This window comes from Bacillus sp. JFL15 (genome assembly GCF_001184225.1).
Lineage (GTDB): Bacteria > Bacillota > Bacilli > Bacillales > Bacillaceae > Bacillus > Bacillus siamensis.
Window position 1 is genome coordinate 2,416,970 of sequence record NZ_KQ236689.1, and the last position, 14,020, is coordinate 2,430,989.

A 14,020-nucleotide genomic window follows, 5' to 3' on the forward strand; every position below is an offset into this window, starting at 1 on the left:
CCCGTTTTTTTGTTTATGCTTTTTTGATGAGAGCCAAAATATCTTCAAGCCAGGAAATGTAATTGCGTTCCCGCTCAAGCGCTTTTGTCAGCACGAGATAATGGCCGAAATCCGGAGACGAAAATGAATCCGCATCCTCGGACGATGTCATCAGTTCGTGATAACTGTTTTCCAAGTCGGACAATTTTTCCTTCCGCTTTACGAGCTGATCGGTGAATAGCTCATCCGCTTCCTCCCGGGTCAAAGCTGAGATGAAATAAGCCTTCAGCATAAATTCATCCTTCACTGTTTCCGGAATCGGATCTTTTTTCGTCAGCCAGGCGGCAAGCTCCCGTTCTCCATTGCCTGTCAGCGTGTACAATTTTTTCTCAAGCTTCGTTCCTTGAATCGCAGTGCGGAACGTAATAAACCCCTCAGCCGTCAGTTTTTTCAATTCCGGGTAAATCTGGCTGTGCTTTGCGCTCCAGAACTGGCCGAGCTCTTCTTTAAAATAGCTCGATATATCATATCCGCTCAATTCGCCTTTTCTTAAAAGCCCTAAAATCGCGTACTTTAAAATTCTCATGTTGTCCTCCAAGCCCATTCATTTGACAGCTAGTATACCACACGGCTGCGAAAAAACGCAGAAATGCCGGATGCGGAAATCCTGATCATAGAAAGACTTCGGGATTGGATTTTGGTTTCAGCCGCATACAGATTTGAAACCCCTTTCATCATGTCTTTGCCTTATTCATAAGACATCATGATATAATCATTGTAAAAATTAAGAAATACTGGGAGGTACATATGAAGACGGTGATTGTGTATGCAGACCCGGATGAGAACAGCTTCAATGCGGCTATCGTAAAATATGTCGCCATGGCTTTGAAGGACAGCGGCAAAAGCTATACTGTCATTGACTTATACGCCGATCAATTTGATCCCGTGCTGAAGGCCGGAGATGAAAAAAAGCGGACGGATATGAAACGGGACGCTGAAACGAAGAGATACCGGAAACTGATGAAAGAAGCGGATCATCTCATTTTCATCTACCCGCTGTGGTGGGGAGGCGTTCCGGCGATTATGAAAGGCTTTTTTGACAAAGTGCTTGTCGCCGGAGAAGCCTATACATTTGAAAACGGCCGCGTAAAAGGCCTGCTGCGGGCAGAGACGGCACAGGTGTTTTATACGGCGGACTCCCCGAACCGGCACTTAAAGTGGTTCCGGAAAAACGCGGACTGGATTACGCTGAAAAAAGGAATTCTGCAATTTTGCGGCATTCAAAAAGCCGAACGGAACTTTATGTCCTCAGTTAAAACGAGCACACCCGAGCTGCGGGAAAAGCGGCTGCGCCAGGCATACGCCAAAGTCCGCCGCGCTTGTGAAAAAGGAGCGGCCGCATGCAAATAAAAGAAATTTTCGTGATCCGCTGCCTGTCCTGCTTAAGTGTCGTTCTGCTGCACGTGGTGTCAATGGTGCTGATGATTCAGGAAGAGTCCTTAGCAAGCGCCGCCCGTACGGTTGATGCATTCCGGACTTTGCTGATGTTCAGCACGCCGGCGTTTATCTTTATCTCGGAATTTCTGCTTGCCAGGTCCTATCCGGAAGGCGTCCCCGCAGGTTTCTTAAAGAAAAGGGGAAAAGTCATTTTCGTGCCGTTTCTGTTTATCGCCGCGGTGGATGCCATCTTAATGAAAAGTGTCGCAGAAAAGGGAGCCGGTTTCGTTTCGGTTTTCGGTAAATTTTTAGAAAATGTCTTTTTAGGAAACTTCATCGGCTACTTCATTCTTGTGATCTTTCAATTTTATATTCTCCATATGCTGCTGCACCGCTGGCTGAACAACACATCTCCCGTGTGGGTGCTGTCTGTTTCGTTTATCATCAATGCCGTCTATCTGGCCTATTTTTCGATCTTTCATCCGCCTGCTTCATCGGGGCTTGATTCTATTTTTCCGTTCTTTTGGGTTCCGTTTCCGGGCTGGCTGTTTTATTTCTGTCTGGCATTTTATTGCGGAAAGGAATACCGGCGTTTTTTAGCGCTCATCAATCAGTACCGTTATGCGGTTTACTTCAGTGCGGCCGTATCGGCCATATTGATTGTGGCCGTTTCATATACCAGCGGCGGGTCCATTTCTTCTAAACGTCCAGATATTATGATTTACGCGGTCAGTATGATCTTTCTGTGTTTTCATCTGTTTTCAAAGCTCAAAAAAGTGCCCGCGATTGTGATGATGATCAGCAACTATTCGTTTTCAATCTATCTGCTGCACTCCTACTTTTTAATCAGCGGATACCTCCTGGAAGGCTATTTGCGGTCAATGCCTTTGCCGGCTGCCATCCTTCTGTTATTTTTGATCTGCACGCTCGGTCCCATTTTCATATCTTGGGGGTGCAACCATTTCAGATACGGATACTTGTTTGTCGGGAAAGTGTATCAGCCGAAGCAGATTAAAAGAAATACGGCGGCGCATCAAGGCCGCACAGTCTGAAAAAAAAGGCGGCGTTTCGGCCGCCTTTTTGATGCGGGTCCGCTTTATCCGGCACGAGGACGGATAGTTGTACATTCTGCATACAAAGCCCCCCGGGCAAGCCGACAGCGAATGCCAGGTAAGCAGTATCGGGCAGCCTATCTCTAATTTTAATAGCGCGTTCACTGGCTGAAGCCCCCCGCCTGCGTCCTTTTTGACCGGATGCATTTATGACAAAATAACGCCATCGATTTTCTCCCTTGTGAAGACCGATATATTGTATACTTATAGGAAATACTTTCAAAAAAAGTGAAAAAGAGAAAAACGGTGAGCTTGGATGAACGACTAAAAAGGAGCGGGGACATTATGAATGACTGTGTCAAAACATTCGGAGAACTTCCGGCCAAACTTTATTTCTCTGCGGGAGGAAAAGGAAGCATTCTCTCTAAAATGTATCAAAGCGGATATCCTGTGCCTGAAGGATTTGTGATTTTGCCGTCAGCCTTTCAGGACGGACAGCTCCGCCATCAGGCGAGAGAGGCTGTTGATCAATATGTGAATTCCATCCGCAGCCGCCATGCATCTGCGTTGTTTGCCGTACGCTCATCTGCGCTGAGCGAGGATTCCGCTCAGGCTTCCTTTGCCGGAGAATTCGATACGGTGTTGAATGTCAAAACAGATCAAGAAATATCCGGGGCGATTGATGAAGTCCGCCGATCGGCACAGTCAGAAAGGGTAAAAGCGTACAGCGCCGTTCAGGGAATGGAAGATGAGCATGAAATCGCAATCGTCATCCAGCTGATGATACCGTCTGAGATATCCGGAGTGCTGTTTACCGCAGATCCGATTACGGGGAGCAGGCGGGAGATGACAGGCAATTACGTCTACGGTCTCGGGGAGCAGCTCGTTTCCGGGGAAGCCGATGCCTTTTCTTTTAAACTGGCACGGCCCAAGAAAAAATATGACGGCCCCGGGGAATTTCGTAAATATGCGTCAAAGCTCTATAAACTGGCGAAAAAGCTGGAAAAAGATCTTGGTGGGCCGCAGGATATTGAATGGGCCGCCGCGGGCGGGACATTGTATATTCTTCAATCCCGCCCGATTACGACCTTACAAGCCGGAAATCTGGAAACCTATGAATGGAATGATTCTTTCAGCGGTGATTTTTTATGGACAAACACAAATATAGGAGAAGCGATTCCCGATGTGATGACGCCGCTGACATGGTCGCTCCTCCGGAATCTGGATGAAGAGTCGGGCATTATTCCGGGCTATTATGTCTGGTCCGGCAATATTTGCGGAAGAGCCTATAACAATATGAGCCAGCCTCTTTCCGTTCTCGCCGCTTTCGGTCTGAATCCGAAAGGCGGTAAAATAGGAAAAATGATGAGCGATACATTGGGAGAAATCCCGGCGGAAATGAAGATTCCTTTATATCCGTTCTCAAAGTATGAACTTTTGAAGATCATCTCGAAAAAACTGAAACCGTATCTGTCGAAAATGAAGCACGCAAAAAAAAACATGTCCTCCTACTTGGACGAATCGCCGGAGTGGTGCCGGAATATTGAGGAAAAGCTGAAACGCGCCGAAACGGAGCGGGCATTATTAGCGATATGGAACAATGAGATCTATCCGTATTTATGCAACGCGTGGTTTGCCTTAATATCCGGCGGGCGTGATTCTGCGCAATCTTCTTCGTCGTTAACCTCTCAATTAACAAAACTCGCAGGCATAGAAGATGCGAATCTCCTGCTTTCCAATCTGAGGGGAAAAGGCGGACTGGCCAGCCTGGAGCCGATTATCGGCATTGATCAAGTCATGAAAGGCCGTATGAGCGAGGAAGAATATCTCAGGAACCAAGGCCATCGAGGCCCGCATGAATACGAACTTTCCATACCGCATCCGGGAGAAAACCGGGATTGGCTGACGAAGCAGATCAAAGAACACAAGGAGTCGGGTATTGATGCCGAACAATTGCTTTTGAAACAGCAGCGGGCGCATGAACAGGCCTTCCGAAGATTTGAAGAAAAGTTTCCTCATAAGGTCAAATGGCTCAAAGCCAAAATGGAAAAAGCGTCAGATTACGCGAATATTAGAGAAACAACCAGATCCGAATTTGTCAGGGTGTACCGGACAGCCAGAGCATTCGCGCTCAGAGCGGCGGAAATGACCGGCATGAAGGACGATATTTTCTTCTTGTATCTGCATGAAATAACCGATCTGCTCGCGGGGAAAGAGCCGGCGGTTGCGTCGATTCAAGCGAGAAAGCAAAACTATGAAACTTATAAAAAACTGCCGCCGTTCCCATCCGTTATTAACGGAAGATTCAATCCGTTTAAATGGGCTGAGGATCCTGACAGAAGAGCGGATTATTACGATGCTTTTATGCCTGCGGAAACTGATGATGCGTATACTTTAAAAGGTTTCGCGGGAGCGGCCGGGAGAGTGGAGGGAATTGTCCGTGTCCTTGATGTCCCGGAAGACGGGGATTCTTTTGCGACGGGGGAAATTTTAGTGACCTCGACAACTAATGTAGGCTGGACCCCGCTTTTTCCAAGAGCGGCTGCTATCATAACGGACGTCGGCGCCCCTTTGTCCCATGCGGCGATCGTCGCCCGGGAACTGGGGATTCCTGCTGTTGTCGGGTGCGGAAATGCAACGTCAAAACTGAAAACGGGGGACAGGGTGGCCGTTGACGGCGGGCAAGGCATCGTCCAGCTGGAACCGCGGCAGACTCCGGTCACTTCTGAAGAGGAAAATGGTAAACTGATAGAATAAAATCATGAGAAAGGAGCCGCACATGAAAAAAGCAATCATTAACGGGGAACAAATCAGAAGTATGAGCGACCTGCACCAGACATTGAAAAAGGAGCTTGCCCTTCCTGAATACTACGGTGAAAACCTTGACGCTTTATGGGATTGTCTGACCGGCTGGGTCGAGTATCCCCTCGTTTTAGAATGGAGACAGTTTGAACGAAGCAAGCAGCTTACAGAAAATGGCGCAGAGAGTGTGCTTCAAGTCTTTCGTGAAGCGAAAGCGGAAGGCTGCGACATCACCATCATACTTTCATAATACGATCAACGGGAGAGAGACAAAAATGGAAAAACAAACCCTCAGCTATCCGATTGGAGAATATCAGCCGGCTGAATCGATTTCGGCCGGACAGAAACAAGAATGGATCAATGCGCTGGAACACGCTCCGGCCAAACTGAAACAAGCTGTCAGAGCGATGTCGGACAATCAGCTCGATACGCCGTACCGCGAAGGGGGATGGACTGTCCGTCAAGTGGTTCACCATCTGGCGGACAGCCACATGAACGGCTATACCCGGTTTAAATTGGCTTTAACAGAAGATGAACCGGAAATCCGTCCCTATGATGAAAAAGGCTGGGCCGATCTTCATGATTCAAAAACCGCCGCTTGCGGGGATGCGCTTGAGCTGTTAACAATCCTGCACAGAAGATGGGCCGCTCTTTTGCGCTCCATGACGGAAGCCCAATTCAAACGGAGATACTTCCATCCTGTATCCAAAGAGACGGTTACGCTGGAACAAGCGCTCGGATTATATGTCTGGCATTCTGAACATCATATCGCCCATATTACTGAGCTTTGCCGGCGGATGGACTGGCATTTGTCTTAGAGGATGCCGGCTTCCGGAAAAACGCCAAAACAGCCGCAGACACAATCGTGCATAACGAAATGACGGTGGCTGCCGTATAAAGATGATGATAGCCGCTGGCAATGCCCGCTTCAATCGCATCAGAAACCGCTTTTTTGACGGCGGGAACGGGGATTCGGCTTACCTGTTCCTGCAACGAAGAAAGCCCGCCGCTGATATCGGGCAATTGCACCTGGTCAGCGGGAACACCGCTTTTGGCTAAACGGTTTTTGATGTCATCTTCGATCCGGTCAAAGCCGGCTGTAATGAAGCCGGCATATAAGGCCGGGGCGAGCGTCAGCCCGACCTGCCTCACGAGGGAAAGCGTGCCGAGCGCCGTCCCTTTGTTTTGGCCCGCCGTTTCTGATACAAGCACATTCAGCGGAGCTCCGAGCAGGAATCCGAAACCGATCCCCGCAATGACACTCGCCGTGACAAATTCCCATTTATCCGTCACCCATAACGGAAACAGGCTGAAGCCGGCAAATGCGATAGCGCCTGATACAACAGCAGAGAAGACCGGCCCTTTTTTATCCGTGACCGCCCCGCCGAGCCATGCTCCGATGCCGGACGCCAACGCGAGCGGCGTCATCCAATAACCCGCTTTCTCCGCCGATACGTGCAAATACTGCTCCGCGTAAGAAGGAATAAAAATGACCGCAGCGAGCAGCCCGCCCGATAAAAACCCGATGACAAGCGTCCATTGAAACACTTTATTTTGCAGCAGCGAGTAGGCGAGAATCGGATCGCCCCCGTGTTTTTCAACCCGCTTTTCAACCTTAAGCAGCGCCCAAAAGAGAAGTGCCGCCCCCAGAAGATATCCGTACACCTTCACGTCCATGATGCTTTCTGAAAGCTTTGCCCCGTCGAGGTTCGTGATACCGATCATGCAAGATAAAATTGCCAGAGACAGCATCATCGTGCCGGCAAGATCAAGCTTTTTCGCCTCAGGCTCTTTCGTTTCAGCGATAAACAAACCGCCGCACACAACCAAAGCGGCGGCTATCGGCAGATTAATCAAAAACAGCCAATGCCACGACCCGGTTATATCAAGCAAAAAACTCCCGATATTCGGTCCGAGGACGGCCGCTATACCGTTCATCGCCCCTAAAAGCCCGAGAGCTTTTCCCTGTTTTTCTTTCGGAAGAACAGCCAGCACATGTGAGCTGCCGATAATAAAAATTCCTCCGCCGCCAAAGGCCTGAATGAGCCGCGCCGCCAAAAACATCGGGAAGCTCTGACTGAGTGCGACAAGCAAAGAGCCAAGACCGAACAGTCCGACTTCAATCATAAACAGTTTTTTCCGTCCATAGCGGTCCGACAGCTTGCCGACAATCGGCACACTGACACTGAGTCCCAATGTGTAAAGGGTCACGCCCCACGATCCCCATGAAGGAGAAATATCAAAAGACCTGTTAATCGTCGTCAGAGCAGCGGAAATAATTCCGTTGTCCAGCGCCGCCATGAACACACCGATCGTAAAAAGGGTGATGGCCCAGCTCTGGTTTTTTCCTGTTTGCACTGGTCCCGGCATACTGATCAATCCTTTCATTTTAATTCACTTAAAATATATTATTCACTTTGAATGAATTAAATGTCAAATAAAAAAAGGCCGCCGATACGGCAGGCCTTTTTCATCTCTATGCCTGTTTGGAGGATTCCAGCGCTTTTGCCAAAATGGCGAGCCCTTGATTAACCGTTTGTTTTTCTTCAGCAGTCAGCGTTTCCAATGATCGCTTCAATTTTAGATGTCCTTTTTGATAAAGGCTGCGGAAAATGTTTTTCGCGTTTTCCGTTAATTGAACGACGACTGAACGGCGGTCTTCTTCTGACGGGGCGCGTGTAACGAAACTCGATTTTTCCAGCCGGTCAAGCAGCCCCGTCGTATTTGAAAGGGAAGCACCCATTTTTTCTGCAATTTCGCTCACCTTCAGCGTCCCATGGTTGTTCAGAAGCATCAGCACCTTCATTTGCGGCATGCTCATATCAAGCTTCATCCATTCTGACACATCGCCGAGTCCAGCCGACGTCATCACTTTCATGTACAGCACCCAAATATCCCGTTCCTCAGGAGAAAAAATATCGCCGCCCAAGACCGTTGTATCATGCAGGTTATAATCCATCGTCTCACTTCCTCATTCATACTCCTTCATACCATATTACTGATTTTCATCTGAGAAAGAAAGTTGCAGACGAGTTTTGTTTGAATAGGAGGTGGTAGTGTATAATATGTTGGAGATTATTGGGGGAATTATAATAAATAAGCTATTTTATGATGATTGGAGAGAACATTGCTGACTAAAAAGAATGCCTTATCGATATTAAAAGTATTATTTCCTATTGCAGTTTTGCTTTTAGTCATTTATCAGTCGAAGAAGGAATTGACAGATCTTTCTTTTAAACGCACGCTGTACATTATTAACGGGATTGAGCGGTACGATTTATTTATCCTCGTTCTGCTCGGCCTCCTTGCCGTCAGTGTGATGTCCTTTTATGACTTTGTGCTGAAACGGGCGTTGCGGCTCAACATTCCGAATTGGAAAGTGTTCAGGGTCTCCTTTATCGCCAATTCCTTTAACAATGTCCTTGGATTTGGCGGTCTGGCGGGCGTCGGGCTGCGGACGATGCTGTACAAAGAGCATACGAACGACGTAAAACGACTTGTCGCAGGCATTGCCTGGCTTACTTCTTCAGCGCTGCTCGGGCTGTCGGTCTTCAGTATTCTGACTGTCGCCCGGGTGCTGCCGGTGGGCGAAATCACAGGTGAGAAGCCGTGGCTGTGGGCTGTCATCGCCGGCGTGGCGCTTATTGTGCCGGTGGCCTTAATCGCCGCTTGGATCAACAATAAAAAAGCTCGAACGGAAGATGGTGAAGCAAAACTGAGGCATCCGATTTTTTCTTATATCGGAGCTTCGTTTGCCGAATGGTTTGCGGCGGCCGTCGTTATGTATTATTCACTGCATGTCATGGGGATTCACGCAGATGTCCGCCATGTATTCGGTGTATTCGCGATAGCCGCTATCGGGGGAATCATCAGCCTTGTGCCGGGCGGATTAGGCTCGTTTGACCTCCTGTTTCTGCTCGGCATGCAGAATATGGGCTTTCCGCAGGAAGCGGTTGTGACATCCATCGTCATCTACCGGATTGTGTATTCATTTATTCCGTTTGTGTTCGGGCTGTTCTTTGCGGCCGGCGACTTAACGGAAAACACGCTGAAACGGCTGGAATCAAATCCGAAGATGGCGCCTGCCGTAGAAACGACGAACGTGCTTCTCGTATTGCAGCGCGGGATCTTAATCAGAGTGCTTTACGGTTCGCTGTCGCTTTTGGTTTTCGTGTCGGGAGTGGTCGTGCTGGCGTCCGTCGCATTGCCGATCGACAGAGAGACGGTCATTCCGCATATTCCGCGGCCGGCGCTCCTTGCGTTTAACGCGTTATCGCTAAGCGCGGCTTTGATTCTATTAATTCTGCCGATTGAATTATATAAACGGACGAAACGCTCTTATTCAATGGCGGTCGCCGCGCTGGTCGGCGGTTTTGTGTTCAGTTTTTTAAAAGGAATGAACATCAGTGCGATCTTTATTCTGCCTGTCGTCATCGTCGTGCTTGTGCTGCTGAAGCGGCAGTTTATCAGGGAACAGGCATCGTATACACTCGGCCAGATGATTTTTGCGGCCGCTCTGTTTATTATCGCCTTGTTTAACTATAATCTCATTGCCGGTTTTATTTGGGATAAAATGAATCGGCTGCTGCGCCACGATTACTTCGTCCATAATAATTCGCACATTACATATGCGACGATGACGGCCATTATTGTCGTGCCTCTGTTTTTCCTTTTGTTTACGGTCTTTTATCATAAAAGATTGAAGCCGATCGGGGAAGAGGCCGATCCTGAACGGCTGAAGACCTTTTTGGCGGAAGAAGGCGGAAATGCGCTCAGCCATCTCGGCTTTCTCGGGGATAAGCGGTTTTATTTCTCAAGCGACGGCAAAGCGCTTTTATTGTTCGGCCAGATTTCGAGAAGACTTGTCGTGCTCGGTGATCCGTCAGGACAGAAAGACTCTTTTCCGCTGGTGATCGAGGAATTTCTGAACGAAGCGCATAAGCAGGGACTGAGTGTCATGTTTTATCAGATTGAACGTGAAGACATGGCGCTGTACCACGACTTCGGCTATAACTTCTTCAAGCTTGGAGAAGAAGCTCTCGTGGATATGGAGGCATTTACGCTGTCAGGAAAGAAAAAAGCGGGGCTGCGGGCAATTAACAACAAATTTGACCGCGAAGGCTACACATTTCATGTCGGGGAGCCGCCGTTTTCTTCCGAGTTTATGGCCAAGCTGAAAGACATTTCGGACGAATGGCTCGGACCGAAAAAAGAGAAAGGCTTTTCTCTCGGTTTCTTCGATCGGGACTATTTGGAACAAGCCCCGATTGCTTACGTGAAAGACACAGAAGGGGAGATCATCGCTTTTGCCAACCTGATGCCGATGTACCAGGAAGGCGAAATATCAGTCGACTTGATGCGTTATCGGAAAAACGCGCCGAACGGTATTATGGACGCGCTTTTCATCCGTCTGTTTCTCTGGGCGCAGGAAAAAGGCTATACCACTTTTAATATGGGGATGGCGCCGTTGTCAAACGTAGGAACGGCCTTTACATCTTTCTGGTCGGAAAGAATCGCAGCCGTCATCTTCAACAACGTCCGGTATATGTACAGCTTCAGCGGGCTGCGGGCCTTTAAAGAAAAATACAAACCGGAATGGCGCGGGAAATACTTGGCATACCGCAAAAACAGATCACTGTCTGTCACGATGTTTCTCGTCACCCGCCTGATCGGAAAAACAAAAAAAAGACGCCGTTAAAAGGCGTCTTTTTTTTCCTTTAATGTAATTAACTAAAAATTCTAATTTTCTTTTGTTATACTGAATAACATACCATGAGACGAAAGGAAGACTGATGAATGAAACAGGCAGTTGTATTTAAATATGAAGCGTTTACCGATATTCCTGATCTGGGAAATCCCGCTGGAATCGTCTTTAACGGTGATGATTATTCAGATGAAGAGATGCAGATGATCGCCGAAATGGCAGGGTACAATGAAACCTCATTTCTCTGTAAAAGCGGAGAAGCCGATCTGCGCATCCGCTATTTTACACCCGGCCATGAAATGAATTTATGCGGACATGCTACAGTTGCCTCTCTTTACGCATTAATTGAAAAAGGAAGGCTTCAGGCTGATCAGACGTATCGGATTGAGACAAAAGCCGGCATTCTTCCCGTAAAAGCCGCTGAACGAAACGGGCGGGTATACATCACGCTTGAACAGGCTCCCCCGCAATTTCTGCCGTTTACGGGAGACAAAGAACAGCTTGCGGCTTCGCTCGGGATAACGGCTGAGGATTTCCACGGCGAGCTTCCGATTGTTTACGGATCAACGGGGATCTGGACATTGGTTGTTCCGCTGAAATCACTGGAAGCATCACGGAATATGGTGCCGGACAACACGCAATTTCCCGCTGTATTGCAAGATCTTCCGAAAGCGAGCGTCCATCCTTTTTCTCTGGAAACCGTTCATCAGGAAAGCGATCTGCACGGACGCCATTTTTCTTCTCCTTTTTCCGGAACGACCGAAGACCCCGTCACGGGAACCGCTTCAGGCGTCATGGCGGCCTATATGCGGCAATACGGGGGCTCTGAAGCCGAATGCCTCACGATTGAACAAGGTCAGGAAATAGGGAAAGACGGAAAAGTGGAAATCAGGATCACGGAGGAAGGCGGCAAGGTGAAAATCGAGATGACAGGAACGGCCGTGTATGCCGAATCAATTCATCTTCAGCTTCCGTAACGGTTTACAAAAGCCGGTTCTATCCGTTATATTATAAATGATAATCATTTTCAATTGAATAGGAAGGTGAATCGGCATGCCGAAAACCGAACAATTACAGCAAAACGAGGGTCTTAAACATACGATCAGAAACAGAAGATCCATCCGGTCATTTAAACCGGAAACCGTTCCTTCTGAAGTCATATTAGATATGCTCGAAACGGCCGTTTACGCACCGAACCACAGACTGACGGAGCCATGGCGTTTTATCTACGCGGCAAGCGAAGCGGGAAAAGAAAAGCTTGCGGACAGCTACGTTTCATTTTTCAAAAAAATAAAAGATGATTTCAACGAGGAAAAAGAGCGGAACATGAGAAAAAATCTCAGTGCCGTTCCGGGATTTTTGTTGGTCGTCTTAAAAGAAGATGAAAATGAATTTACGCGAAATGATGATTTCGCGGCGCTGAGCGGCATGATTCAAAACCTTCAGCTTCTCGCACATGAAAACGGCATCGGCATGGTTTGGAAAAGCGGCCGCATTATGTATGACAAACAGGTGCATCAAGACTTCGGCCTTGCAGACAATGAGCGCTTCGCCGCCATCATCCAAACGGGCTATCCGGATGAACAGCCTAAGGCGAAAGAACGGACGCCGGCAAAAAGCCTGTTTACCGAACTGTAAAAAAATCCCCGTCCTCAAGAAGAGGCGGGGATTTTGTATTAGCGGGTTTTGCTTTTTGCTCTGTTGTCCGCGGCTTTCATCCGCGCTTGCGCTTCGCGGTCAGCGGAATCAGCAAGCTCGCTTGAATATTCCTCATATGTGCCGTCTGTTTCACGTTTCAAAGCAGCCGGAACTTGAGGAAGTTTTTGTTTGTTTTTATCACGGTTTTTGTGAGTATGATTTCTGCCCATAACAATCGCCCCCTGAAAAAAGTGATATCAAACAAACATAGTATCTGCCCGGTCCCGATCTTTATTCGTTTATTTCCGTTTGGCTGCTCTTTCCGCTTTTTTGAATTCACCGGAATAAAGGACTTCCTGCATTTTTTTGAGATTGGCTCCCTGCTGATGTTTTTCGCGCTTCTTTTCCATAAAAGAAGACCCTCCTTCAAAACAGAATACCAATAGGATTGGCTTTTATTTCCGTTTTTATGCAGATAAGAGATCCTTTAAAGCCAAATCAAGTTCTTCATACGTAAATTGAAAACCGGACGTCAGCGCCTGTTTAGGCAGGGCGCGCTGGCCTTTTACGATCAGCAGGCTCATCTCTCCCAATGCTTTCTCCAGAAAAACTTCCGGTACGGGAATCCAGTGGGGGCGGTGCAGGACGCTTGCGATCGTCTTTCCGAATTGCTTCATTTCAACGGGGTTCGGCGATGTCACATTCATCGGGCCGGATAAGTCATCATGCTCCGCCGCATACGCGATGAGTTCCGCGGCGTCATCGACATGAACCCATGACAGCCATTGCCGTCCCGAGCCGACGGTGCCGCCCGCTAACAGCTTATAAGGGAGAACCATGAGCGGCAGGGCGCCTTTTTCACCGAGCATCACGCCGAATCTGGCATATACCGTCCGAATGCCGAGCGCTTCAATTTTCTGGCCTTCACGCTCCCACATATGAGCCGTATGACTGAGAAAGTCTTCATTTGACGTATCGGACTGCTCAGTGAACGTTTTCTCTGTGCTAGTGCCGTAAATGCCGACGGCGCTTGCCTGAATCAAAGCCCGCGGTTTTTGAGGCTGCTGCTTCATAATCCGTCTGACTTCTCTCGTCGCTTTTATTCTGCTTGAGATGATTTGTTCCTTCGTTGTGTCCGTCCAGCGGTCAAAGATGGATTTGCCGGCGAGGTTCACCCATACATCAATAGGGGGAAGCTCGCGCTCAGGCGCCGCGTTTTCGGCCAGCCATTGAACATATGTCACATTTTTTTGTTCGGTTTCTCTCTGTTTTCTTGATAAAATATAGACATGATGTCCCCGGCGGGTAAACACATCTGTCAGATGCCGGCCGAGAAAACCCGTGCCGCCTGTCATCGCGATATTCATATCCATCTCTCCTTACACGTTGATACATATACTGTACCTCA

Annotated in this window: 15 protein-coding genes; 8 read left to right on the forward strand and 7 right to left on the reverse strand. The window is 48.3% G+C overall.

Going from position 1 to position 14,020, the window contains the following annotated elements:
- Positions 1 to 13: 13 nt before the first annotated feature.
- Complete coding sequence (locus AD710_RS12010; protein ID WP_049628125.1) at positions 14 to 565, reverse strand: PadR family transcriptional regulator; 552 nt, start codon at positions 563 to 565, stop codon at positions 14 to 16.
- A 221-nt stretch (positions 566 to 786) separates the two neighbouring features.
- On the opposite strand from AD710_RS12010, the gene AD710_RS12015 reads away from it, so the two are divergent.
- Together AD710_RS12015 and AD710_RS12020 are read left to right on the forward strand one after the other, a co-directional pair.
- Positions 787 to 1,389 carry an NAD(P)H-dependent oxidoreductase gene (locus AD710_RS12015; protein WP_049628126.1) on the forward strand — a complete coding sequence of 201 codons (603 nt, stop codon included), beginning with the start codon at positions 787 to 789 and terminating at the stop codon, positions 1,387 to 1,389.
- Positions 1,380 to 2,468, forward strand: coding sequence for an acyltransferase family protein (locus AD710_RS12020; RefSeq protein WP_049628127.1), 1,089 nt, complete (start codon positions 1,380 to 1,382; stop codon positions 2,466 to 2,468). Before AD710_RS12015 ends, AD710_RS12020 begins: the two co-directional genes overlap by 10 nt.
- Here the strand turns inward: AD710_RS12020 and AD710_RS20225 are convergent.
- On the reverse strand, positions 2,428 to 2,550 hold the full coding sequence (locus AD710_RS20225) for a hypothetical protein (protein ID WP_269430491.1): 123 nt from the start codon (positions 2,548 to 2,550) through the stop codon (positions 2,428 to 2,430). The two genes, AD710_RS12020 and AD710_RS20225, sit on opposite strands and share 41 nt — an antisense overlap.
- Positions 2,551 to 2,813: 263 nt before the next feature.
- On the opposite strand from AD710_RS20225, the gene AD710_RS12025 reads away from it, so the two are divergent.
- From AD710_RS12025 to AD710_RS12035, 3 genes are read left to right on the forward strand one after another with little or no spacing between them, the layout of a single operon-like run.
- On the forward strand, positions 2,814 to 5,225 hold the full coding sequence (locus AD710_RS12025) for a PEP/pyruvate-binding domain-containing protein (protein WP_049628128.1): 2,412 nt from the start codon (positions 2,814 to 2,816) through the stop codon (positions 5,223 to 5,225).
- Between the two features lie 22 nt (positions 5,226 to 5,247).
- Positions 5,248 to 5,520: a ribonuclease inhibitor Barstar gene (locus AD710_RS12030; RefSeq protein ID WP_049628807.1), complete on the forward strand. Its 273-nt coding sequence runs from the start codon at positions 5,248 to 5,250 to the stop codon at positions 5,518 to 5,520.
- A 25-nt stretch (positions 5,521 to 5,545) separates the two neighbouring features.
- Positions 5,546 to 6,088: a YfiT family bacillithiol transferase gene (locus tag AD710_RS12035; protein ID WP_049628129.1), complete on the forward strand. Its 543-nt coding sequence runs from the start codon at positions 5,546 to 5,548 to the stop codon at positions 6,086 to 6,088.
- Here AD710_RS12035 and AD710_RS12040 read toward each other — a convergent pair.
- Positions 6,048 to 7,640, reverse strand: a complete 1,593-nt coding sequence (locus AD710_RS12040) for an MFS transporter (RefSeq protein ID WP_049628130.1) — start codon at positions 7,638 to 7,640, stop codon at positions 6,048 to 6,050. The two genes, AD710_RS12035 and AD710_RS12040, sit on opposite strands and share 41 nt — an antisense overlap.
- A gap of 106 nt (positions 7,641 to 7,746) precedes the next feature.
- Entirely contained in the window at positions 7,747 to 8,229 is a 483-nt protein-coding gene (locus AD710_RS12045; RefSeq protein WP_047476548.1) for a MarR family transcriptional regulator, read from the reverse strand.
- 168 nt (positions 8,230 to 8,397) lie between these two features.
- On the opposite strand from AD710_RS12045, the gene mprF reads away from it, so the two are divergent.
- From mprF to AD710_RS12060, 3 genes are all read left to right on the forward strand, one after another.
- Positions 8,398 to 10,968 (forward strand): bifunctional lysylphosphatidylglycerol flippase/synthetase MprF, encoded by a 2,571-nt coding sequence (gene mprF, locus AD710_RS12050; protein ID WP_016936725.1) that lies wholly within the window; start codon positions 8,398 to 8,400, stop codon positions 10,966 to 10,968.
- 98 nt (positions 10,969 to 11,066) lie between these two features.
- Positions 11,067 to 11,951 (forward strand): PhzF family phenazine biosynthesis isomerase, encoded by an 885-nt coding sequence (locus AD710_RS12055; protein WP_049628131.1) that lies wholly within the window; start codon positions 11,067 to 11,069, stop codon positions 11,949 to 11,951.
- Between the two features lie 76 nt (positions 11,952 to 12,027).
- Positions 12,028 to 12,612, forward strand: a complete 585-nt coding sequence (locus AD710_RS12060; protein WP_049628132.1) for a nitroreductase family protein — start codon at positions 12,028 to 12,030, stop codon at positions 12,610 to 12,612.
- A gap of 38 nt (positions 12,613 to 12,650) precedes the next feature.
- On the opposite strand, the gene AD710_RS12065 is transcribed toward AD710_RS12060, so the two are convergent.
- From AD710_RS12065 to AD710_RS12070, 3 genes are all read right to left on the reverse strand, one after another.
- A complete protein-coding gene (locus tag AD710_RS12065) occupies positions 12,651 to 12,842 on the reverse strand; it encodes a YfhD family protein (protein ID WP_016936722.1) in 192 nt (63 codons plus the stop codon).
- A gap of 69 nt (positions 12,843 to 12,911) precedes the next feature.
- Entirely contained in the window at positions 12,912 to 13,022 is a 111-nt protein-coding gene (locus AD710_RS19200; protein ID WP_003155504.1) for a YfhE family protein, read from the reverse strand.
- Positions 13,023 to 13,079: 57 nt separating this feature from the next.
- Positions 13,080 to 13,979 carry a TIGR01777 family oxidoreductase gene (locus AD710_RS12070; RefSeq protein WP_047476553.1) on the reverse strand — a complete coding sequence of 300 codons (900 nt, stop codon included), beginning with the start codon at positions 13,977 to 13,979 and terminating at the stop codon, positions 13,080 to 13,082.
- Positions 13,980 to 14,020: the final 41 nt, after the last annotated feature.

Coding starts and splice junctions, on each gene's coding strand:
- AD710_RS12010 (WP_049628125.1), bottom strand. CDS start 565: ATGAGAATTTTAAAGTACGCGATTTTAGGGCTTTTAAGAAAAGGCGAA.
- AD710_RS12015 (WP_049628126.1), top strand. CDS start 787: ATGAAGACGGTGATTGTGTATGCAGACCCGGATGAGAACAGCTTCAAT.
- AD710_RS12020 (WP_049628127.1), top strand. CDS start 1,380: ATGCAAATAAAAGAAATTTTCGTGATCCGCTGCCTGTCCTGCTTAAGT.
- AD710_RS20225 (WP_269430491.1), bottom strand. CDS start 2,550: ATGCAGAATGTACAACTATCCGTCCTCGTGCCGGATAAAGCGGACCCG.
- AD710_RS12025 (WP_049628128.1), top strand. CDS start 2,814: ATGAATGACTGTGTCAAAACATTCGGAGAACTTCCGGCCAAACTTTAT.
- AD710_RS12030 (WP_049628807.1), top strand. CDS start 5,248: ATGAAAAAAGCAATCATTAACGGGGAACAAATCAGAAGTATGAGCGAC.
- AD710_RS12035 (WP_049628129.1), top strand. CDS start 5,546: ATGGAAAAACAAACCCTCAGCTATCCGATTGGAGAATATCAGCCGGCT.
- AD710_RS12040 (WP_049628130.1), bottom strand. CDS start 7,640: ATGCCGGGACCAGTGCAAACAGGAAAAAACCAGAGCTGGGCCATCACC.
- AD710_RS12045 (WP_047476548.1), bottom strand. CDS start 8,229: ATGGATTATAACCTGCATGATACAACGGTCTTGGGCGGCGATATTTTT.
- AD710_RS12055 (WP_049628131.1), top strand. CDS start 11,067: ATGAAACAGGCAGTTGTATTTAAATATGAAGCGTTTACCGATATTCCT.
- AD710_RS12060 (WP_049628132.1), top strand. CDS start 12,028: ATGCCGAAAACCGAACAATTACAGCAAAACGAGGGTCTTAAACATACG.
- AD710_RS12065 (WP_016936722.1), bottom strand. CDS start 12,842: ATGGGCAGAAATCATACTCACAAAAACCGTGATAAAAACAAACAAAAA.
- AD710_RS19200 (WP_003155504.1), bottom strand. CDS start 13,022: ATGGAAAAGAAGCGCGAAAAACATCAGCAGGGAGCCAATCTCAAAAAA.
- AD710_RS12070 (WP_047476553.1), bottom strand. CDS start 13,979: ATGAATATCGCGATGACAGGCGGCACGGGTTTTCTCGGCCGGCATCTG.